Origin of the sequence: Streptomyces sp. NPDC050738, from assembly GCF_040654175.1 — a bacterium.
Lineage (GTDB): Bacteria > Actinomycetota > Actinomycetes > Streptomycetales > Streptomycetaceae > Streptomyces.
On the sequence record NZ_JBFAHN010000023.1, the window covers coordinates 55,334 to 75,026 of the forward strand.

General features: G+C 69.2%; 16 protein-coding genes and 1 pseudogene. 8 read left to right on the plus strand and 9 right to left on the minus strand.

Features of this window, described 5'->3' with window-relative positions; all coding sequences use genetic code 11:
* Positions 1–40 precede the first annotated feature (40 nt).
* The 5 genes from AB0H78_RS36165 to AB0H78_RS36185 are packed head-to-tail and all read left to right on the plus strand — an operon-like array spanning position 41 to position 6,114.
* Positions 41–1,021 (plus strand): hypothetical protein, encoded by a 981-nt coding sequence (locus AB0H78_RS36165; protein WP_363239069.1) that lies wholly within the window; start codon positions 41–43, stop codon positions 1,019–1,021.
* Positions 1,021–2,133: a multiple monosaccharide ABC transporter substrate-binding protein gene (gene chvE, locus AB0H78_RS36170; protein WP_363239070.1), complete on the plus strand. Its 1,113-nt coding sequence runs from the start codon at positions 1,021–1,023 to the stop codon at positions 2,131–2,133. The genes AB0H78_RS36165 and chvE overlap by 1 nt, the downstream gene beginning before the upstream one ends.
* 20 nt (positions 2,134–2,153) lie before the next feature.
* The gene (gene mmsA, locus AB0H78_RS36175; RefSeq protein ID WP_363239108.1) at positions 2,154–3,674 is read left to right on the plus strand and encodes a multiple monosaccharide ABC transporter ATP-binding protein; all 1,521 of its coding nucleotides are present in this window, start codon (positions 2,154–2,156) and stop codon (positions 3,672–3,674) included.
* A gap of 5 nt (positions 3,675–3,679) precedes the next feature.
* Positions 3,680–4,915: a multiple monosaccharide ABC transporter permease gene (gene mmsB / locus AB0H78_RS36180; protein ID WP_363239071.1), complete on the plus strand. Its 1,236-nt coding sequence runs from the start codon at positions 3,680–3,682 to the stop codon at positions 4,913–4,915.
* Positions 4,916–4,941: 26 nt separating this feature from the next.
* Positions 4,942–6,114, plus strand: a complete 1,173-nt coding sequence (locus tag AB0H78_RS36185) for an aldose epimerase family protein (protein ID WP_363239072.1) — start codon at positions 4,942–4,944, stop codon at positions 6,112–6,114.
* Positions 6,115–6,222: 108 nt separating this feature from the next.
* On the opposite strand, the gene AB0H78_RS36190 is transcribed toward AB0H78_RS36185, so the two are convergent.
* On the minus strand, positions 6,223–6,744 hold the full coding sequence (locus AB0H78_RS36190) for a hypothetical protein (RefSeq protein ID WP_363239073.1): 522 nt from the start codon (positions 6,742–6,744) through the stop codon (positions 6,223–6,225).
* Between the two features lie 96 nt (positions 6,745–6,840).
* Here AB0H78_RS36190 and AB0H78_RS36195 point away from each other — a divergent pair, with 96 nt between their 5' ends.
* Together AB0H78_RS36195 and AB0H78_RS36200 are read left to right on the plus strand one after the other, a co-directional pair.
* On the plus strand, positions 6,841–8,664 hold the full coding sequence (locus AB0H78_RS36195) for a serine/threonine-protein kinase (protein WP_363239074.1): 1,824 nt from the start codon (positions 6,841–6,843) through the stop codon (positions 8,662–8,664).
* Positions 8,665–8,777: 113 nt separating this feature from the next.
* Positions 8,778–9,947 (plus strand): serine hydrolase domain-containing protein, encoded by a 1,170-nt coding sequence (locus tag AB0H78_RS36200; RefSeq protein WP_363239075.1) that lies wholly within the window; start codon positions 8,778–8,780, stop codon positions 9,945–9,947.
* Positions 9,948–10,051: 104 nt separating this feature from the next.
* Here AB0H78_RS36200 and AB0H78_RS36205 read toward each other — a convergent pair whose 3' ends face one another.
* The 8 genes and pseudogenes from AB0H78_RS36205 to AB0H78_RS36240 form a co-directional block, all read right to left on the minus strand.
* Complete coding sequence (locus AB0H78_RS36205) at positions 10,052–11,563, minus strand: alpha-N-arabinofuranosidase (protein ID WP_363239076.1); 1,512 nt, start codon at positions 11,561–11,563, stop codon at positions 10,052–10,054.
* Between the two features lie 52 nt (positions 11,564–11,615).
* The gene (locus AB0H78_RS36210) at positions 11,616–12,584 is read right to left on the minus strand and encodes an arabinan endo-1,5-alpha-L-arabinosidase (protein WP_363239077.1); all 969 of its coding nucleotides are present in this window, start codon (positions 12,582–12,584) and stop codon (positions 11,616–11,618) included.
* Complete coding sequence (locus tag AB0H78_RS36215) at positions 12,581–13,456, minus strand: carbohydrate ABC transporter permease (RefSeq protein WP_363239078.1); 876 nt, start codon at positions 13,454–13,456, stop codon at positions 12,581–12,583. The genes AB0H78_RS36210 and AB0H78_RS36215 overlap by 4 nt, the downstream gene beginning before the upstream one ends.
* A complete protein-coding gene (locus AB0H78_RS36220; protein ID WP_363239079.1) occupies positions 13,453–14,397 on the minus strand; it encodes a sugar ABC transporter permease in 945 nt (314 codons plus the stop codon). Before AB0H78_RS36220 ends, AB0H78_RS36215 begins: the two co-directional genes overlap by 4 nt.
* The gene (locus tag AB0H78_RS36225; protein WP_363239080.1) at positions 14,394–15,743 is read right to left on the minus strand and encodes an extracellular solute-binding protein; all 1,350 of its coding nucleotides are present in this window, start codon (positions 15,741–15,743) and stop codon (positions 14,394–14,396) included. Before AB0H78_RS36225 ends, AB0H78_RS36220 begins: the two co-directional genes overlap by 4 nt.
* Positions 15,744–15,963: 220 nt before the next feature.
* Positions 15,964–17,094, minus strand: a pseudogene (locus AB0H78_RS36230) (GAF domain-containing protein); the annotation flags it as partial.
* Positions 17,091–18,128: a rod shape-determining protein gene (locus AB0H78_RS36235; protein WP_363239081.1), complete on the minus strand. Its 1,038-nt coding sequence runs from the start codon at positions 18,126–18,128 to the stop codon at positions 17,091–17,093. The pseudogene AB0H78_RS36230 and the gene AB0H78_RS36235, both read right to left, overlap by 4 nt.
* Before the next feature lie 147 nt (positions 18,129–18,275).
* Complete coding sequence (locus AB0H78_RS36240) at positions 18,276–18,863, minus strand: hypothetical protein (RefSeq protein ID WP_363239082.1); 588 nt, start codon at positions 18,861–18,863, stop codon at positions 18,276–18,278.
* Positions 18,864–18,975: 112 nt separating this feature from the next.
* Here AB0H78_RS36240 and AB0H78_RS36245 point away from each other — a divergent pair, with 112 nt between their 5' ends.
* Positions 18,976–19,650: a hypothetical protein gene (locus AB0H78_RS36245; RefSeq protein ID WP_363239083.1), complete on the plus strand. Its 675-nt coding sequence runs from the start codon at positions 18,976–18,978 to the stop codon at positions 19,648–19,650.
* The last annotated feature ends 43 nt before the right edge of the window (positions 19,651–19,693 follow it).

Genomic DNA, 19,693 nt, shown 5'->3' on the forward strand with positions numbered 1-19,693 from the left:
ATCCGAACCGCGTACGAAATTTCGAACACCGAGGAGTCACGTGACCACCCCCTCAGGAGCCCGCCGCCCCGGCGAACAGGCCCTCGCCGCGCTCGGCCTCGCCGCGCCCGCCGACAACCCCGCCGACTCCTCCCCGCACGCCTTCCCCGACGGTGGCACCTGGCGCACCGAGATCCCCTCGGTCGAAGGCCCGGAGGCGCTCGCCGTCGTACTGAAGGAGTCCTCGCGCCTCGACGTGCCGATCCACCGGATCAGCCAGGGCAGCGGCGTCTGGATGCTCACCGACTCCGAGATCACCGACATGGTCGAGGCCTGCGCCGAGCGCGACATCGAGCTCTGCCTCTTCACCGGACCGCGCGGCACCTGGGACATCGGCGGGTCGACGCGTACGGACTCGGGCGGCGCGGGGCTGCGCGCCCGCGGCCATGACGCGCTCGCCGGGTGCGTCGAAGACGCCCTGCGGGCAACGGAGTTGGGCGTCAAGTGCCTGCTCGTCGCCGACGAGGGCGTGCTCTGGTCGCTGCACCAGCTGCGCGCCCAGGGCGTCCTGCCCGCGGACACCACCTTCAAGGTCTCGGCGCTCATCGGACCGGTCAACCCGGCTTCGTACGCCGTCTACGAGCAGCTCGGCGCGGACTCCATCAACATCCCCTCCGACCTCACGCTCGCCCACTTCACGGAGATCCGCCGGGTCTCCGCCACCCCCATGGACCTCTACATCGAGGCCCCCGACGACCTGGGCGGCTACGTCCGGATGTACGAGGCCGCCGAGCTGATCCGGCGCGGTGCCCCGATCTATCTGAAGTTCGGCCTTTCGAAGTCCCCCGGGATCTATCCCTACGGCGCCCAGCTGCGCGACCACACCCTCAACACCGCACGCGAACGCGTCCGCCGCGGCCGTCTCGCCCTGGATCTGCTGGCCAGACACGGCGCCGACGGCGGCATGTCCCCGCTCGGCTCACGCCTGCCCGGCAAGCTCAACCGCTTCCCCGTACCGACACCCGCCCCCGCAGAGGACTGATGACCATGCGTACCCGCAGAGCAGCACTCACCCTGATCGCCGGATCGCTCACTCTCGCGCTTGCCGCCTGTGGCCAGAGCAGTTCGGGCGGCAGCAAAGAGACCAAGTCGGGCGGCAAGGGGTCCACGATCGGGATCGCCATGCCGACCAAGTCCTCCGAGCGGTGGATCGCCGACGGCAACAACATGGTCAAGCAGTTCCAGGCCCTGGGCTACAAGACCGATCTTCAGTACGGCGAGGACAGCGTCGACCAGCAGGTCAACCAGATCGAGAACATGATCACCAAGGGCGTGGACGTCCTGGTGGTCGCGGCGATCGACGGCAAGGCGCTCTCCGACGTCCTGCAGCAGGCCGCCGACCAGAAGATCAAGGTCATCTCCTACGACCGCCTGATCCTCGGCTCCAAGAATGTCGACTACTACGCCTCGTTCGACAACGAGAAGGTCGGCGTCCTGCAGGCCAGCTACCTCGTCGACAAGCTCGGCCTCAAAAGCGGCGCCAAGAAGGGCCCGTTCAACATCGAGCTCTTCGCCGGCTCCCCGGACGACAACAACACGCGCTACTTCTTCCAGGGCGCGATGAAGACCCTGAAGCCGTACATCGACAAGAAGCAGCTGGTCGTCAAGAGCGGCCAGACCGCCCTCAACCAGGTCACCACCCTGCGCTGGGACGGCGCGACCGCGCAGAAGCGCATGGACGACCTGCTGACCAAGGCGTACTCCTCCGCCCATGTCGACGCGGTTCTCTCGCCGTACGACGGCATATCGATCGGCATCCTCTCCTCGCTGAAGTCGGACGGCTACGGAACGGCCGCCAAGGCCTACCCGCTGGTCACCGGCCAGGACGCCGAGGTCGCCTCGGTGAAGTCGATCATCGCGGGCCAGCAGACCATGACCGTCTACAAGGACACCCGGGCGCTCGCCAAGGTCGCCGTGCAGATGGCGGACGCGGTGCTCACCGGCAAGACCCCGGAGACGAACGACACCAAGACGTACAACAACGATGTCAAGGTCGTCCCGGCGTACCTCCTGAACCCGGTCAGCGTCGACAAGTCCAACTACCAGTCGGCCGTGGTGGACTCGGGCTACATCAAGGCGAGTGACCTGAAGTGACCGGAGCCCCCGTCCTGGAGATGCGCTCGATCGTCAAGACCTTCCCCGGGGTCAAGGCGCTCTCCGACGTCACACTGACCGTCGCCGCCGGCGAGGTCCACGCGATCTGCGGGGAGAACGGCGCGGGCAAGTCGACCCTGATGAAAGTCCTCAGCGGAGTGCATCCGCACGGGAGTTACGACGGCGAGATCCGTTTCCAGGGCGAGGGCTGCTCCTTCAAGGACATCCGGGCGAGCGAGGCGCGCGGGATCGTCATCATCCACCAGGAGCTGGCGCTCATCCCGTACCTCTCGATCGCCGAGAACATCTTCCTCGGCAACGAGCACGCGACGCGCGGGTTCATCAGCTGGAACGAGACGCTTCGGCACGCCTCGCGGCTGCTCAAGCGGGTCGGTCTGAGCGAGCATCCGCAGACGCGGGTCGCGGACATCGGGGTCGGCAAGCAGCAGCTCGTGGAGATCGCGAAGGCGCTCTCCAAGGAGGTCAAGCTGCTCATCCTGGACGAGCCGACGGCCGCCCTGAACGACGAGGACAGCGCCCAACTCCTGAAGCTCATCCGTGAGTTGAAGGAGCAGGGCATCACCTCGATCATCATCTCGCACAAGCTGAACGAGATCGCGGCGGTCGCCGACTCCGTCACGGTCCTGCGCGACGGCCGGACGATCGAGACGCTCGACGTGGGCGCGGCCGAGACGACCGAGGACCGGATCATCCGCTCCATGGTCGGCCGCGACCTCGACCACCGCTTCCCCGAGCGGACGCACTACGACGGGACGGCGGACGCCCACCCGGCGCTCGAGGTCCGCGACTGGACCGTCCACCACCCCATCGACCAGCAGCGCAAGGTCGTCGACAACGTCTCCGTGCACGTGCGGCGGGGCGAGATCGTCGGCATCGCGGGGCTGATGGGCGCGGGACGCACCGAGCTCGCGATGAGCGTCTTCGGGCGGTCGTACGGCCGCAACATCAGCGGCACGGTCTTCAAGGACGGCAAGGAGATCCGGACCAAGACCGTCCCCGAGGCGGTCGGTCACGGCATCGCGTATGTCACCGAGGACCGCAAGCAGTACGGCCTCAACCTCATCGACACCATCAGCCGCAACATCACCATGAGCGCGCTGGACAAGGTGTCGAAGCGCGGGGTGGTCGACGAACACGAGGAGACCCGGGTCGCCGAGTCCTTCCGTAAAACCATGAACATCAAGGCCCCGACGGTCTTCGAGCAGGTCGGACGCCTCTCGGGCGGCAACCAGCAGAAGGTCGTCCTCTCCAAGTGGATCTTCGCGGGTCCCGACGTCCTGATCCTGGACGAACCGACCCGCGGCATCGACGTAGGGGCCAAGTACGAGATCTACACCGTCATCGACCAGCTCGCGGCCGAAGGCAAAGCCGTCGTCTTCATCTCCTCCGAACTCCCCGAACTGCTCGGCATGTGCGACCGCATCTACACGATGTCCGCCGGCCGGCTCACGGGTGAGATCGCACGAGCCGAAGCGACGCAGGAAGTTCTGATGCGCCACATGACCATGGACAAGAGGTAGTCGACATGGGCCCGGTCCCCACCGACGTCAAGAAGAGCGCCCCGCCGGCGCCCCGCCCCCCGAGCGCCACCGCCGGTGCCCTGCTCCTGGAATCGGCGCGCCGCAACATGCGCCAGTACGGGATGCTGATCGCGCTCGGCCTGATCGTCATCCTGTTCGAGATATGGACCGACGGCGTCCTGCTCAAGCCGAACAACGTCACCAACCTGGTCCTCCAGAACAGCTACATCCTGGTCCTGGCCATCGGCATGATGATCGTCATCATCGCGGGCCACATCGACCTGTCGGTCGGCTCGCTGGCCGCCTTCGTGTCGGCGGCGTGCGCCGTGATGATGGTCGAGCACAAGGTCCCCTGGGTCCTCGCCATGGTCATCGCGCTGGCGATCGGCGCGGTGGCGGGCGCCTGGCAGGGCTTCTGGATCGCCTATGTGGGCATTCCATCCTTCATCGTCACGCTGGCGGGAATGCTGATCTTCCGCGGTGCCACGCAGATCCTGCTCGGCTCGCGGTCGCTCGGCCCCTTCCCCGAGGGCTTCCAGAAGATCTCCACCGGATATCTCCCGGCGTTCGGCCCCAACACCAACTACCACAACCTGACGGTGCTGTTGGGGATCGTGCTGGTCGCGGTGGTCCTGGTCCAGGAGTTCCGCTCGCGCCGCCGCCAGCAGCAGTACGACCTGGAGGTCCTGCCCCAGGGCATCTTCATCACCAAGCTGGTGGCGATGATCGCCGCGGTCTTCGCCTTCACGATGACCCTCGCGAGCTACCGGGGCGTCCCGGTGGTCCTCCTGGTGCTCGCCGCGCTCCTCATCGGCCTGGGCTTCGTGATGCGCAACGCGGTCGTCGGCCGCCATGTGTACGCACTCGGCGGCAACCAGCCCGCGGCGAAGCTCTCGGGCGTCAAGGACAAGCGCGTCACCTTCCTGGTCTTCGTGAACATGGGCGTCCTCGCCGCCCTGGCGGGCATCGTCTTCGCCGCCCGCCTCAACGCGGGCACCCCCAACGCCGGCGTGAACTTCGAACTCGAAGCCATCGCCGCCTCGTTCATCGGCGGCGCCTCGATGAGCGGCGGAGTCGGGACGGTCTTCGGCGCGATCATCGGCGGTCTGGTCCTGGGCGTGCTGAACAACGGCATGTCTCTGGTGGGCATCGGCACCGACTACCAGCAGGTCATCAAGGGGCTCGTGCTCCTCGCTGCGGTCGGCTTCGACGTCTACAACAAGCGCAAGGTCGGTTCGTAACGCAACTCCCTTCATTGGAGCCGTACATGGACACCAGCAGACGCACAGTTCTGGCAGCGACGGCAGCCGCAGGCGTGGCTGCGACGGCACTCGGCACGACTCAGGCGGACGCGGCGTCGCGCGGCGGGGCGCACCGGTCGCACACCCCGGCGAAGGAGTACTTCGGCACGCTCGAGGACGGCACCAAGGTGTACGTCTGGACGATCGAGAACGGCGGCACGAAGCTCCAGCTCCTCTCCTACGGCGGGATCATCCACCGCCTGGAGACGGCGGACCGCCACGGCCGCAAGGCGAACGTCGCGCTCGGCTTCGACAACCTGGCGGACTACGTGGCCAAGTCCCCGTTCTTCGGGGGCCTGATCGGCCGGTACGGCAACAGGATCGCGGGCGGCAAGTTCACGCTGGACGGGACGACGTACCAACTGCCCCTGAACGACGGCGTGAACACCCTGCACGGCGGCACGAAGGGCTTCGACAAGCAGCTCTGGAACGTGGCCCCGTACACGAAGGGCTCGGAGGTCGGCCTGGTCCTGACCCGCACGTCGCCCGACGGCGAGATGGGCTACCCCGGCAACCTCAAGGTCAAGGTCACCTACGCGCTCACCGCGGCAGGCGACTGGCGCATCGACTACGAGGCGACGACGGACAAGCCCACGGTCGTGAACCTCACCAACCACACGTACTTCAACCTGGCCGGCGAGGGCACGGGCTCGATCTACGACCACACCCTGGAGCTGGCCGCCTCCCGCTACACCCCCGTCGACTCGACGCTGATCCCCACGGGCGAACTGGCGAAGGTGGCGGGCACGCCGTTCGACTTCCGCCGCACGAAGGCGATCGGCAAGGACATCCGTACGGCGAACCAGCAGCTCCTCTACGGAAAGGGAATCGACCACAACTGGGCGCTGGACAAGGGGATCACATCGACCCCCGCCTACGCGGCGACCCTCTCGGACCCGTCATCGGGCCGGGTGATGAAGATCCACACCACTGAGCCGGGCCTGCAGTTCTACTCGGGCAACTTCCTGGACGGCACGCTGGTCGGCACGTCCGGCCACATCTACCGCCAGGGCGACGCCCTCTGCCTGGAGACCCAGCACTACCCGGACTCCCCGAACCACCCGTCGTTCCCGTCGACGGTGCTGCGCCCGGGCCAGACGTACCGCACGACAACGCTCCACACCTTCTCCACCCGCTGACCCCGCACCGGACCGCTGTGCGCCCCCGCAGGCCCTGACGCCGCGGGGGCGCACAGCTCTGCGCCGGGGCCTCGTGCGGGCGCGCCTCCTTGCCCGTCGGCAGGCAACTCAGGATTCTGCAGGGGGAGTCGGGTTCACGGCGTCAAAGAGCATCACGCCGTCCTTCGCGTTCAGATAGAACCTGCCGGTATAGGAACCCCGAGTCACCGACTGGTCGAAATCCGGGCTGGTGACCCACTCGCCCTCGGTCCTCAGCTCCTTGGCGATACCGCCGTCGGGGAGGGCAACGTCCATCGAGGTCTCCCGCCAGACGAAGTCGCGCAGGATTCTCCTGACCGTTGGCTTCAGCAACGAAGCGCTGCCCACGAGGCGAATGTCCGTCGGGCCGGGAACGGACGACCTCCGCACACCCAGTTCCTCAGCCACCCAGACCGTGGCGACCACCTCGCCGAACTCCGGAAACCTTCGCTCGACGGGCTCCTCCTCATGCCGGACCGCGCCCACGCGTGGCGTACTGCCTGCTTGTTGCGTTTCAGGCAGGGCTGCGCAGCCGCCGACCGATGCGACGATCGCCAGCGTCACCCCTGGCAGGCCGATCCACGCGTTGTCCCGAATTCCACGCCGCACCATGCCGTCCCCGCCTTCACCCCGTACATCAACGACCTCTATTCTCAGCGGCGTTGCACGGATGGCCAGGCAGGACCATATCGGGGGAGCTTTACCACCATGAACGGTGCGAACGGGGACGGGGACGAGCAGGGCAAGCAGGAGGATTACGTCGACGGGGGGATCAAGCCGCTCACCGCCTTCGACCCTGCGCGTATCGGGCCCTATCTGCTGCTCGGCCGGCTCGGGGCCGGGGGCATGGGGCGGGTGTTCCTCGCGCGGGCCGACAGCGGGCGCACCGTCGCCGTGAAGGTCGTGCACGAGGAGCATGTCTCCGACCAGCGGTTCCGGGCCCGGTTCCGGCGCGAGATCGAGGCTGCGGGGCGCGTCGCCGAGCGGTACACCGCGCCGGTGCTCGACTCCGGGCCCGACGAGACGCCGCCATGGGTGGCGACCGGATATGTGCCGGGGCTCTCGCTGGAGCAGATCGTACGGCGGCACGGGCCGTTGCCCGTCGCCTCGGTGCACACCCTCGCGGACGGGTTGCTGCGCGCCCTGAAGGACATTCATGACGCGGGCATCGTGCACCGCGACCTGAAGCCCTCGAACGTCATGCTCACCGTGGATGGCACCAAAGTCATCGACTTCGGGATCGCGCGGGCGCTCGAGACCTCCGTCGAGTCGCTGCTGAGCAGCACGGGGATGGTCATCGGGTCCCCCGGCTTCATGTCGCCCGAGCAGATACGCGGGGAGAGCGCGGGGCCCAAGAGCGACGTCTTCACGCTCGGGTGCGTCCTCACCTATGCGGCGACCGGGCGGCTGCCCTTCGGGAACCGGGCCAGCAACCAGCACGCCGTCATGTATCAGATCGTGCAGGAGGAGCCGGATCTGGAGGAGATCGAGGATCTCGCCCTCCGGTCGCTCATCGCACAGTGCCTGACCAAGGACGCCGGGCAACGGCCCGGTGTCGACACGATGCTGGCCGATCCCGAGCGGGTCCCTCCTGCCGCCGAGGGGCGGGCATGGCTGCCCGGCGACGTCGTCACGCGCCTCGCCCAGCAGGCCGCCCGGCTGCTCGACGCCGAGGTGCGGCCGCTGCGCGAGGAGCCCGCGGACTGGACCACCGCCGGGCTGCGCCCGGCGGGCGAGTTGCCCGTCGTCGTACAGGCGGGTGCCGGTCCGGAGGCGGTGGCCGTGGCGGAGGCGGATCGGCGCGGTCGGCGGCCCCGCCGCCGTCGCACGATCATCGCGCTGCCCTTCGTCTTCGTGCTCACCGTCGGCGGAGGCACGATGGCCGTACTCCAGCCGTGGAGCAGCAGCAGCGACAAGGTGCAGGCCCAGACACCCGAGGGCACCTCACCCGCATCTCCCGCAAGCAGCAACTCGCCGACAGCGCCGAGTAGTTCGCCGTCGAAGAAGCCAAAGGGCAAGGGTGGCTCGGCAGGCAAGGACAAGCCCAAGGAGCAGGCCGACGGCGGCAGTTCGACTGTCACCGGTGGATCATCGGGCGGGTCCTCAGGATCGGCCGCGGGAGGCACGACCACGACCTCCGGCGGCTCGGGTTCGTCGGGCGGATCCTCGGGCGCGACCAGTTCGAGCGGCGGAGGTTCGTCCAGCTCCGGCGGTTCGTCCACCGGGACCCGGCCGCCCGCCATGACCTCGTACACCCTCGTCTACACGAACTCCTGCGTCGGTGCCTGCACCATGCCGATCAAGGGCAGTTGGCCGGCGGTGTCACGGGCCACCCGGTACGACATCCACTTCACCAACAAGGGCAGCAACTTCACCAAGAAGAACATCGACACCATCTACTCCACGAGCAACACCAGTTACACCATTCCGGACCCCTACTCCGGTGACGAGATCTGTTGGACGGTGCGCGCGGCCAACAAATACGGCGCCTCGGCCTGGGCGAAGACCACATGCGACACGGTTCCCTACTAGGCCGCCCCGGGCAGACCCCGCCCACCGCTCGGGGCCCGGTCCCGGGGAATTTTGGGGCGGCTCCCCCGCTTGGTCATCTCTGCAGAGCAGAGTCGCCGGGGAGGGCACCGCACATGTCACAGACCACGAGCAGCACCACCACCGTCCAGGGCACCGTCGCCGCAGGCTTCGAAGGCGTACGGGAAGAGTTCGCCGCCTTCGTCGCAGGCGAGGCCCACGACCCGGGCGCGCAGCTCGCCGCCTATCACCACGGGCAGCTCGTCGTGGACCTGTGGGGCGGGGACAGCGTCACCGGCGACTCCCTCACCGGCGTGTACTCCGCCACCAAGGGCGCAGCCCATCTCATCGTGGCGCTGCTCGTGCAGGACGGCACGCTGGACCTCGACCGTGAAGTGGCCGCCTACTGGCCCGAGTTCGCCGCCGAGGGCAAGGGCGCCCTCACCCTGCGCGAGCTGCTCGCCCACCGTGCCGGGGTCGTCGGCGCGGACGACGGGTTCAGCCCGGAGGAGTACGCCGACGAGCAGGTGCTCGCCGCCCGCCTCGCCGGGCAGCGGCCGTTCTGGCAGCCGGGGACCGGCTTCGGCTATCACGCGCTGGTGATCGGCGCGCTGACCGGTGAGGTCGTACGCCGGGTCACCGGGCGGACCATCCAGGAGATCTTCGAGGAGCGCGTACGGGCGCCGTACGGGCTCGACCTGTATCTGGGGCTGCCCGAGCAGCTGGAGCCGCGCTACCTCCCCATCCTCCCCATGCTGCCGACACCCGGGCAGCGGGCCGAGATCGCCGCGAAGGCGTCGTCCCCGCAGAGCCTGCTCGGTATCGCCTTCGGGTTGAACGGCAAGGCGCCGCTGGACAGCGTCGATTTCATCAACACCCGTGCCGTACGCGCCAAGGGCCAGACCTCCGCCGCCGGCGTCGGCAACGCCCGCGGGCTCGCCGGCCTGTACGCCGCGGTCTTCGGCGAGATCGGGGGCAGGGCCGCGCTGCTGGACCCCGGTACGTACTCCCAGTTCTCCCGGATCCACTCCACGGGCCGCGACCTGGTCACCGGCGAGCTCGACCAGACCTTCGGTCTCGGCTTCCAGGCGCTGGGCCAGAAGTACCGCGCCCTGGGCGCCGACGCCATCGGCCACAGCGGCGCGGCCGGCGCCCTCGCGCTCGCCGACCCGCGCAACGGCATCTCGTACGCCTACACGCGCCGCCGGTTCGCCTTCCCCGGCGGCGCGGCTCCGGAGAACGAGCGGCTGATCGGCGCGGTGGTGAAGGCCGCCACCGCGCTCTGAAGGGTCAGGCCGTTCGGGTCGGGTCGTGCGGGCGCCCGGGCGGCGGAGCCGCGGGGAGGTGGCCTCCGCCGCCCGGGGTGTTGCGGGGTGGGGGGTGCGGAGGGTCAGGCCAGGCGGATGACGTTCCAGGAGAGCGGTTCGAGCGTCGCGCTGAGCGTGCCGTCCGCCAGCGTCGTGCCTGCCACCTCGTGCGGGGCGATCCGCTCCGGTTCCGCGAGGGTGTTGCGGGCCTCGGGGTCGGCGTCGGCCAGGACGCTGTGCTCGACGACCGCCGTCAAGTCCAGCGCACCCAGGGCCACTTCGAGCGGGAGTGCTTCGGTCTGGCTGCGGTTCACCGCGAACACCGTGACCGTGCCGTCCTCGGCCCGTACCGCCGTCGCGTGCAGCAGGTCCGTCTCGCCGTACTTCGCCGTCGGGTGCGTCGGCGAGTCCACACGTACGTCGAGGACCCGGCCGCGCCCGTACCGCGCCGCCTGCGCGAACGGGAAGAACGTCGTCTGCCGCCAGGCCGGGCCGCCCGGCTCCGTCATGATCGGCGCGATGACGTTGACCAGCTGCGCGAGGCAGGCGACCGTCACCCGGTCCGCGTGGCGCAGCAGCGCGATGAGGAGCGAGCCGAAGACGACGGCGTCGGTGAGGCTGTAGTTGTCCTCCAGGAGGCGGGGGGCCACCGGCCAGTCCAGGGCGCCGACTTCGGCCTCGGTGCGGCTCTGGTACCAGACGTTCCACTCGTCGAAGGAGAGGTTGATCTTCTTCTTCGACTTGAGGCGGGCGCCTATGTGGTCGCAGGTGGCGACCACGTTCTCGATGAAGGACTCCATGTCGACCGCCGAGGCCAGGAAGGAGTCGCGGTCGCCGTCCTTTTCCTCGTAGTAGGCGTGCAGGGAGATGTAGTCGACGAGGTCGTACGTCTCGGCCAGGACCTTGGCCTCCCAGTCGGCGAAGGTCTCCATCGCCTGGCTGGAGGAGCCGCAGGCGACGAGCTCGACCGTCGGGTCGATCTGGCGCATCGCGCGCGCGGTCTCGGCGGCGAGGCGGCCGTACTCCTCCGCCGTCTTGTGGCCGGTCTGCCAGGGGCCGTCCATCTCGTTGCCCAGGCACCACAGTTTGATGCCGAAGGGGTCCTTGTCGCCGTGGGAGATACGGCGGTCGGAGAGTTCGGTGCCGGCCGGGTGGTTGGCGTACTCCTGGAGTTCGAGCGCTTCCGCGACGCCCCGGGTGCCGAGGTTGACGGCCATCATCGGCTCGGCCTGTGGGCCGATCTTCTTCAGGAACGCGATGTACTCGGAGAGGCCGAAACGGTTGGTCTCGGTGGAGCGCCAGGCCAGGTCGAGCCTGCGCGGGCGCTCCTCGGCGGGGCCGACGGAGTCCTCCCATTTGTAGCCGGAGACGAAGTTGCCGCCGGGGTAGCGGATGGCGGTGACGCCGAGCTCGCGGATGAGGTCGAGGACGTCGGTGCGCAGGCCCGCCTCGTCGGCGGCGGGGTGGCCGGGCTCGTGGATGCCGTCGTAGACGCAGCGGCCGAGGTGCTCGACGAAGGATCCGAAGAGGCGCGGGTCGACCTCACCGACGGAGAAGGCGGGGTCGAGGGTGAAGCGGGAGGTGCGGAGCGGCATGGCTGCCTTTCAGTGGTACGGACGTGGTGGGGGTGGTCCAGGTGGTCAGGAGTCAGGAGACCTTGGGCCAACCGCCGCGCCATTGCAGCGTGTTGAGGCCGAGCTTGGGTGTGCCGTTGTCGTCGCCGTCGTAGTAGTGGTACGCGAGGACGTCCTGGCCGTGGTCGCGGAAGACGGACTCTCCGCCGGGGCCGTAGTACCTGCCGTGGCCGGCCAGGAGCAGGTCGCCGCCGCCCTGGAGCATCGGCGTGCCGGTGGAGTCGGCGTACGGCCCGGTGACGGACGTAGAGCGGCCGACCTTGATCTTGTACGTCGACGAGGTGCCCGCGCAGCACGCGTCGTAGGAGGCGAAGAGGTAGAAGTAACGGCCGTGCTTGACGATGTACGGGCCCTCGACCGCGTACGGGAGATCGGGGCGCGTCGCCAGCTGGCCGACCTCCGCGCCGGCGCGGGCCTTGCCCGTACGCGGGTCGAGTTCGACCATGCGGATGCCCGACCAGTACGAGCCGAACGCCATCCAGAGCCTGCCGTCGGCCTTGATGAGCGCCGGGTCGATGGCGTTCCAGGTGTCGGTCGTCTCGGAGGAGAAGGCCTTGCCGTGGTCGGTCCAGGTGCCGGGGAGGCCGGACGTGGAGGTCGCGACGCCGATCGCGGAGTGGTTCGTACCCCAGGAGGAGACCGCGTAGTACAGCCAGTACCGGCCGTCCCGGTAGGAGATGTCGGGTGCCCAGGGGTCGCCGGTGGCGTTGTACTCGTACCACCAGGCGGGCGGGGCGGCGAAGGCGTTGCCCGCGTCGTCCCACTGCTTGCGGTCCTTCGAGAGGCGGGCGCCGATGATCCCGCCCGTCGAGTAGGCGACGTAACCGCCGCCCTTGAGCGGGATGACCGTCGGGTCGTGGATGATCTGCTGGCCGGTGATCGGCTGCGGGTCGGGATAACTCACCGCCGCCTGGGCCGTGTTGGGGAGCAGCGCCAGGAAGGCCGCGGCCACCACCGCAGTGAGTGCTCTGCGCGCGGTCACTGCCCCGCCAATCCCGTGTGGGCGACGCCCGCCACGATCTGCCGCTGGAAGAAGACGAAGACGATGATGAGCGGGAGGCCCGCCATCAGTCCGCCGGCCATGAGCTGGGCCCACTGGATGCCGTAGGAGTTCATGACCGTCGCGATGCCGTTGGGCATGGTCATCAGGTCGGGGTTGTTGGTCACCATGTACGGCCACAGGAAGTTGTTCCAGGAGGCGATGAAGGTGAAGATCCCGACCGCCGCGAGCGAGGGGCGCGACAACGGCACGACGATGGTGAAGAAGACCCGCCAGCGTCCCGCGCCGTCGATGTACGCGGCCTCCTCCAGCTCCTTGGGAATGCCCTGGAAGAACTTGTAGAGGATGTAGACCATGGCCGCGGGCGCACACTGCGGCAGGATCATCCCCCAGTACGTGTCGACCATCCCCATCTGCTGGACGGTCGTGAACAGCGGGACGCCGAGGACGGCCGGGGAGACCATCAGGCCCGCCATGACGACGCCCATCAGGACGTTCTTGCCCCTGAACTCCGAGCGGGCGAAGCCGTACGCGGCCAGGGCGCTCACCACGAGCACGAGGGTGGTGACGCACAGGGAGACCACGAGGGAGTTCACGAACCAGTTGGTGATGTTGCCGGACTGGAAGAGCGACTTCCAGGCCTGGCCCGTCCAGTGCTGCGGCATCCAGTGCGCCGGGATCGCGGCCGCTTCGGTCTCGGACTTGAGCGAGGTGAGCAGGGCCGCGGCGATCGGCGCCACGAAGAGGGCGGAGACGGCGACCCCGAGCAGGGTGAGGACGATCTGGCTGGGCGTCCAAGGGCGCCTGGCCTTGCGGGATTTGGCAGGTATCGGCGTACTCGCGGCGGTGGTCATCGGCCGCCCTCCTCACGGTTGCGCAGCAGCCACATCCGGCCCACGGCGACACATGCGATGATCACGAAGAAGATGATGGACATCGCGGAGGCATAGCCCACGCGGTAGCTGGTGAAGCCCTGTTCGAGGGTGTACTGCACGAACGACCTGGTGCTGAGCTCGGGGCCCGGGCTGAAGTCCATCATCACGACGGCCTGGTCGAAGAGTTGGAGCGAGGCGAGGGCCTGCAGCGCGATCACCAGACCGGTGATGTTGCGCATCATCGGCAGAGTGATGTGCACCATGCGGTGCCAGGCGTTCGCCCCGTCGAGCCTCGCGGCCTCGTAGAGGTGGTCGGGGATGCCCTGCAGGGCGGCGAGATAGAGCAGGAAGCTGAAGCCGACCGTCCACCACAGGGTGGTGATGACGATGGCGAGCATGGCGTACGCCTTGTCGGTCAGCCAGGGGGTGTCGATCCCGAAGGTCTCGTTGAAGAGGCCGATGCCCTGGGTGAACAGCCACTGCCAGATGTTGCCCGCGACCGTCGAGGGCAGCAGGAACGGCGCGAAGAAGCAGAGCCGCCACAGCCACTTTCCCCGCTCGATGTGGTGCGCGAGCATCGCGAGCAGGAAGGCGAGGAGCGTGATGCAGGGGACGACGAGAAGCGTGAAGTACGCGCTGTGGCCGAGCGCGTCCCACATCGCCTGGTCGTGCAGTGCCTCGCGGTAGTTGTCGAAGCCGATGAAACTCGCCCCTGCGCCGGTGATGTTGGCGTCGGTGAAGCTGAGATAGATGCCGCGCAGCAGCGGCCAGATCACGAACAGGGCGAACAGGGCCACGAAGGGGGCGACGAACCAGCCCCCGTGCTGGAATCCCTGCTTGCGGCGGACGGTGGCACCGGCCACGGCGGTCCTCGGCTGCGCCGCCGGAGCGAGCAGACCTGTCGCACTCGTCGTCGTCATGCGACCGCACCTCCTTGCGCGGCAGTCCTGCCGTCCATCGGGTTCTTGGAAGCGAGGAGCTTGGTGAGACGGCTCTTCATCGTCTTGGCGACCGCGGCCGGCTTGGCGGAGCCCATGGTCGAGGAGACGACGATCGGGCCGAGGTCCTGGGCGAGGATGCCGGTGGAGCCCGCGAACCACACCTTCGGCTCGGTGGCCTGGTGGTCCATGGCGGAGGCGTACTCGTTCTGCGGCTGGAGCTTCTTGTACGCGTCCGTGGACAGGGTCGGCGTGTACGCGGGGATGTGCCCGCCGGCCGCCCACTGCTGGGCGTGCTTGACGACGTACGCGGCCAGTTGGTGCGCGGCCTCGTCGGTGGCGCCGCCGCGGTTCTCCTGGTGGGGCAGTACGAAGGAGTGCGACTCCGCGTGGGTGGCCGCCTTGCCGAAGACGGGCGGCAGCGGGGTCGCGCCGTACTCCAGCTTCGCGCCGGAGAAGACGGGCACCGACCAGTTGCCCTCCCAGGTGAAGGGGGCGCCGTTGATGAACTGCTCGCCGGTGGGGGCGCCGGGTATGACGTAGCCGTCGGTGACGTGCCGGCGCAGGAACTCCAGGACCTGGGTGGCCTTGTCGACGTCGAAGAGGACCTCGGTGTCGGCGTCGTTGAACCAGGTGCCGCCGAGCTGGGTGTAGAAGGCGACGAAGAACCACCACTGGAAGTTCTGGTCGTTGGTCCACAGACCGATGGTCTGCAGCCCCTTCTTCTGGACGGCCTTGGCCTTCTTCAGGACGTCGAACCACTCGTCGGTGGAGGTCACCGGGATCATCCGGCCGTCGTCGCCGAGCAGGCCGGCCTTCTTCAGCACGTCCTTGCGGTAGAAGCAGAGCTGGACGTGGATGTCGAGCGGCAGGGCGTAGAGCTTGCCGTCGATGACGGCGCGCTTCCACAGCGCGGGGTTGAAGTCGGCTTCCCGTACGCCGTACTTGGCGAGCAGGTCGACGTCCCAGGCGTCCAGGAGGCGGCCCGGCGCGAATCCGGTGACGCGGCCCAGGTGAGAGACGGCGAGGTCCGGCGCGCGGTTGCCCGCGGCGGCCATGGCGAGCTTCGTGTAGTACGGGTTGCCCCACTGGAGCGTGGAGTCCTTGACGTCGACGCCCGGATGTTCCTTCCGGTAGGCGTCCAGCATCGCGATCATGTTGGCGCCGTCGCCGCCGCTGAAGAGGTTCCAGTAGCGCACCCGGGTGTCCGCGCCGGAGGCGAGCGCGTCGGCGCCGGTCCCGAGTGCCGCAAAGCCGAAGCTGCCCGCCACAGTCAACCCGCCGAGTCCGGCGAGAAGTTGCCTGCGGTTCAGGCCAGGTCGTCCCATGCCCTGCCCTTACTGTTCGAAATATCGGATGATGCCCGTAACTTCGAACGGAACCTAGGTTCGAAGCGCTTCCGCGTCAATGGGTCGGGCCGATATTCGTGTCGCCCGTTGACCGGCAGGAGCACCGCCGTTTACCGTCACGCCAGGATTTCGGACGCGTTACGGTATTTCGAACAGGATGGGGTCAACACAGCCCGAATCAGGGCGAGTCGATCCCGTGCGGTGGATCGGGAGGCGGCTGCTGCAGCGTGACGATCGCCGTCCGCACCTCGTGGATCGTGGCGTGCAGCTCGTCCACCGCCCGGTCGAGCAGCTCGACCATGTCCGGTGTGCCCGCCCGCCGTTGTGTCGATTCCAGCATCATGCCGGTGGCGAAGAGCCGCTGGACGACCAGATCGTGCAGATCGCGGGCGATGCGGTCGCGGTCCTCGTACACCGCGAGCTGCTCACGGTTGTGCTGCGCGTCCGCCAGTACGAGGGCGAGCGCGGCCTGCGAGGCGAACTGCGAGGCCAGCAGCCGGTCCACGGCGGTGTACGGGCGCTCGCCGCGCCGCCGCGGCAGGGCGAGGGTGCCGATCAGCCGGCCGCCGCTCTGCAGCGGCAGCATCATGCTCGGGCCGAACCGCGCTCTGACCTGCGTGGTCATCCGGGGGTCCGTCGACGAGTCGTCGATGAACACCGGCTCCCCGCCGAGGAGTTGGACCAGGACCGGGGAGCCGGGGGCGATCGTGGTGCCGACGAGGTCACCCGGGTCGTCGAGCGTGGAGGCGGCGACGATCTCCATGCCGCCCTCCGCGGTGGGCTGCAGCACCACACCCGCCGCCGCGTCGGCCAGCATCCTGGCCCGTTCGGCCACGGTCATCAGGGCGTCCTCGGCGCTCTTGCCGGTGAGGAGTGCGGTGGTGACGGCCGCGGCACCCTCGATCCAGCGCTCCCGCAGGCGGGCCGTCTCGAACAGCCGGGCATTGCCGATCGCGATGCCCGCCTGCGAGGCGAGGACCCGCAGAAGCGCCTCGTCGTCCTCGGTGTAGCAACCGCCCCGCTTCTCCGAGAGACGCAGCGTGCCGAACACCTCGGTGTGGACACGGATCGGGACCTGGACCACCTCGGGGTCGCCGTCGACCGGGGCGGTGACCGGCGGCTCACCGGCCCGGCCCGAGGTGAAGAGCTCGGTGAGCCGGGCGGACTCGGGGTCCTGGACCCCGAGCACGCCGTAACACGACCCGGTGAGCTCGGTGGCGGAGTCCACCAAGTGCTGGAGCGTGGAGTGCAGTTCGAGATCGGTGCCGACGCTCAGCACAGCTTCCAGGAGCATCGGCAGCCGGGCGGTGCCCTCCACCTCTCCGGTCATCCGGCGAGCGGGTTGAGGACCATCGGCTCGATCTTGCCGTCGAGCATCGCCCCGAGCCCGAGCACCGCGCAGATGTCGGGCCGCTCCGCGATGTGCACCGGCATTCCGGTCGCGTCGCGCAGCATCTGGTCGAGTCCGGGCAGCAGCGCACTTCCGCCGACCATCATGATCCCGCGGTCCACCAGGTCGGCGACGAGATCGGGCGGGCAGTCGCGCAGCACCCGGCCGATGCCGTCGAGCACCGCGGTGAGCGGCGTGTGGATGGCACTGCGTACGGCAGCCGTCTCGACCTGCACCGAGCGGGCCAGACCGGTCGCCACGTCGCGCCCGTGGATCTCGGTGGAGTCCGGGCCCTTGAGCATGAGGCCGTTGCCGCTGAGCGCGAGCTGCAGCGGGCGCACCGACTGGCTCGGCAGCATCAGCTCGTGCCGGTGGCGCAGGTGCTCGATGACCGCGCGGTCGACAGCGTCGCCGCCGACCGGGATGCGCTGGGCGGTGACGATCGAGCCGAGCGAGAGCACGGCGACCTGGGTGGAAGCGGCCCCGCACACCATGATCATGGTGGCGGTGGGCTGCTCCACGGGCAGGCCACAGCCGACGGCCGCGGCGATGAGGGTGTCGACGAGTTCGACCCGGCTGGCCCCCATGCCCACCAGGGTCTCGACGGCCGCACGCTGGGCGAGCGGGTCGGCGTCGTGCGGGATGCAGGCGGCGGCGCGCAGCCGCAGCTTGCGGCGGAGCCGGCGGCGGAGTGTGGTGCCCAGGAGCTGGCGCAGCATCCGCTGGGCCATCTCGATGTCGATGACCGTGCCGCCCGAGACGGGCCGCACCACGCGGATGTGGTCGGGGGTTCGCCCGGTCATCTGCTCGGCGAAGGAACCGACCGCGATGAGCGAGCCGGTACGGACGTTGACGGCGGCGACGCTCGGCTCGTCGACGACGAGCCCGCTGCCCTTCACATAGACACGGGTTCTGGCGGCCCCGAGGTCGACGGCTACATGGCAACGGCGCAACTGCTCAAGACTGACGGTCACGGCAGGTTCTCCCGAGAGCGCTGAGGTGATGGAGCGGATCTCCGGCGGCAGCCGGTCCTCTTCGCATCGTGTGGGGGCCCGGGGCCGTGCGCGCGCTGGGATGAGCCGGAAGGGTGTGTTTCTGACGGATCACCAGAAAGCAAGCTTTTACGTGTACGTGTCGGGGAGTTGCACCTCCTGCAGCAGTCCCCAGGTGAACTCCGCGATGTGCGGCCGCCCGCCGGGTGGGGTAAAGGCGAGCCGCCACCGCGTCGGGGCGGTCCCCTCCATCGGCCGTACCGGAGCGAAGGCGCGGGCCACCTCGTCCACCGTGCACGACCAGGGGAGCAGGTCGTCGGCCGTACGCAGCACGGGCCCCGGCGCCCCCGGCGCACGCACCAGCCACTCGTTCCACACGGCTCCCCCGGGCGCGGTGAGCACCTCGAAGCGCAGATCGGGCCAGAGCGGTACCAGCCACAGGAGCGCCTCGCACTCCAGGTCGCCGATGGTCCGCCGCTGGACCGTCTCGGGCGCTCCGAGCACCGACCGGTAGCGCTGGACCGCCCCGCGCGAGCGCGGCGAGCGGACCATCGCCTGCCAGCGGCGGTTGGCCTCGCGCATGTCGGCGATCGAGGCGCCGAGCGCATGGCGGGCGCTCTCGACCAGATCCGGCCGGTGGTCGGCCATCCGGCGCAGGAGGACGAGCTGGAAGTCGAGCGGCGAGAAGGGCAGGGCGGTGGACCGGTCGGGCGACATGCACCCATCCTCCCCCGGCCCATCGACACGCCCCGGAAGCAGGGATTCCACACAAGATCCACACAGGATGTGCTCCCGATGTTCGTGGCTGTGCGGATAGCGTTCGGGCGCCATGGACTACTGCTACTCGTGCCGTAGGCACCTCAACGGCGCGCTCGCCTGTGCGGGGTGCGGCACCCCCGCGGACCGGCTCGGAGCACCGGCGCCCGTCGAGTCCACGGCGTACGACATCACCGCCGAGCCCTCGGACGCCGAGCACTTGTCCCACGACCGGCGCCGCTCGACCCGCGCCGGAGCCCGTTCGCGTGCCAGGGGCAGGGCGCGCAAGCGCCGCCGCGGCCGCCGGACCGTACTGGTCGCCGTGCTGGGCGTAGTGCTGGCGGCGGGCGCGCTGAGCCTGGCCCAGCTCGCCACGGAGGAGCCCCAGGACAAGGCCGCGGATGCCCTGCGCGTGGACGCGCTGCCCACGGAGGAGCCCACCACCGCGACCGCCTCGGAGCCCGCCGACCCGGCGCAGCCCTCGGGCGCCCCGAACACGCGCAACGCCGACGGGGAGTCCACCGCGCCTGCCCCGTCCCGGCACTCCGCCCCCGGCGGACCCGCCCCGTCGAAGTCCGCGCACGCCACGCCCCACGCGTCGGCCTCGCCGACCCCGGACGGGAACGGCAGCGGTACGCCGACCGCACCCTCGACCGCGCAGCCGAGCTCGTCCGCGCCCGCGTCGCAGCCGTCCCCGACACCCTCGCCGACGGAGACCTGCACCCACTGGCTGTGGTTCTGCACGTGAGCCCGCCCGCCCGGCGGCTCGCCCCCACACATACTTGACAATC

What these genes read in the sequence shown, in the direction of transcription:
- mmsB (WP_363239071.1), top strand. Translation starts at nt 3,680, where the DNA reads ATGGGCCCGGTCCCCACCGACGTCAAGAAGAGCGCCCCGCCGGCGCCC.
- AB0H78_RS36215 (WP_363239078.1), bottom strand. Translation starts at nt 13,456, where the DNA reads ATGACCACCGCCGCGAGTACGCCGATACCTGCCAAATCCCGCAAGGCC.
- AB0H78_RS36185 (WP_363239072.1), top strand. Translation starts at nt 4,942, where the DNA reads ATGGACACCAGCAGACGCACAGTTCTGGCAGCGACGGCAGCCGCAGGC.
- AB0H78_RS36240 (WP_363239082.1), bottom strand. Translation starts at nt 18,863, where the DNA reads ATGTCGCCCGACCGGTCCACCGCCCTGCCCTTCTCGCCGCTCGACTTC.
- AB0H78_RS36225 (WP_363239080.1), bottom strand. Translation starts at nt 15,743, where the DNA reads ATGGGACGACCTGGCCTGAACCGCAGGCAACTTCTCGCCGGACTCGGC.
- AB0H78_RS36245 (WP_363239083.1), top strand. Translation starts at nt 18,976, where the DNA reads ATGGACTACTGCTACTCGTGCCGTAGGCACCTCAACGGCGCGCTCGCC.
- chvE (WP_363239070.1), top strand. Translation starts at nt 1,021, where the DNA reads ATGACCATGCGTACCCGCAGAGCAGCACTCACCCTGATCGCCGGATCG.
- mmsA (WP_363239108.1), top strand. Translation starts at nt 2,154, where the DNA reads ATGCGCTCGATCGTCAAGACCTTCCCCGGGGTCAAGGCGCTCTCCGAC.
- AB0H78_RS36205 (WP_363239076.1), bottom strand. Translation starts at nt 11,563, where the DNA reads ATGCCGCTCCGCACCTCCCGCTTCACCCTCGACCCCGCCTTCTCCGTC.
- AB0H78_RS36190 (WP_363239073.1), bottom strand. Translation starts at nt 6,744, where the DNA reads ATGGTGCGGCGTGGAATTCGGGACAACGCGTGGATCGGCCTGCCAGGG.
- AB0H78_RS36220 (WP_363239079.1), bottom strand. Translation starts at nt 14,397, where the DNA reads ATGACGACGACGAGTGCGACAGGTCTGCTCGCTCCGGCGGCGCAGCCG.
- AB0H78_RS36200 (WP_363239075.1), top strand. Translation starts at nt 8,778, where the DNA reads ATGTCACAGACCACGAGCAGCACCACCACCGTCCAGGGCACCGTCGCC.
- AB0H78_RS36195 (WP_363239074.1), top strand. Translation starts at nt 6,841, where the DNA reads ATGAACGGTGCGAACGGGGACGGGGACGAGCAGGGCAAGCAGGAGGAT.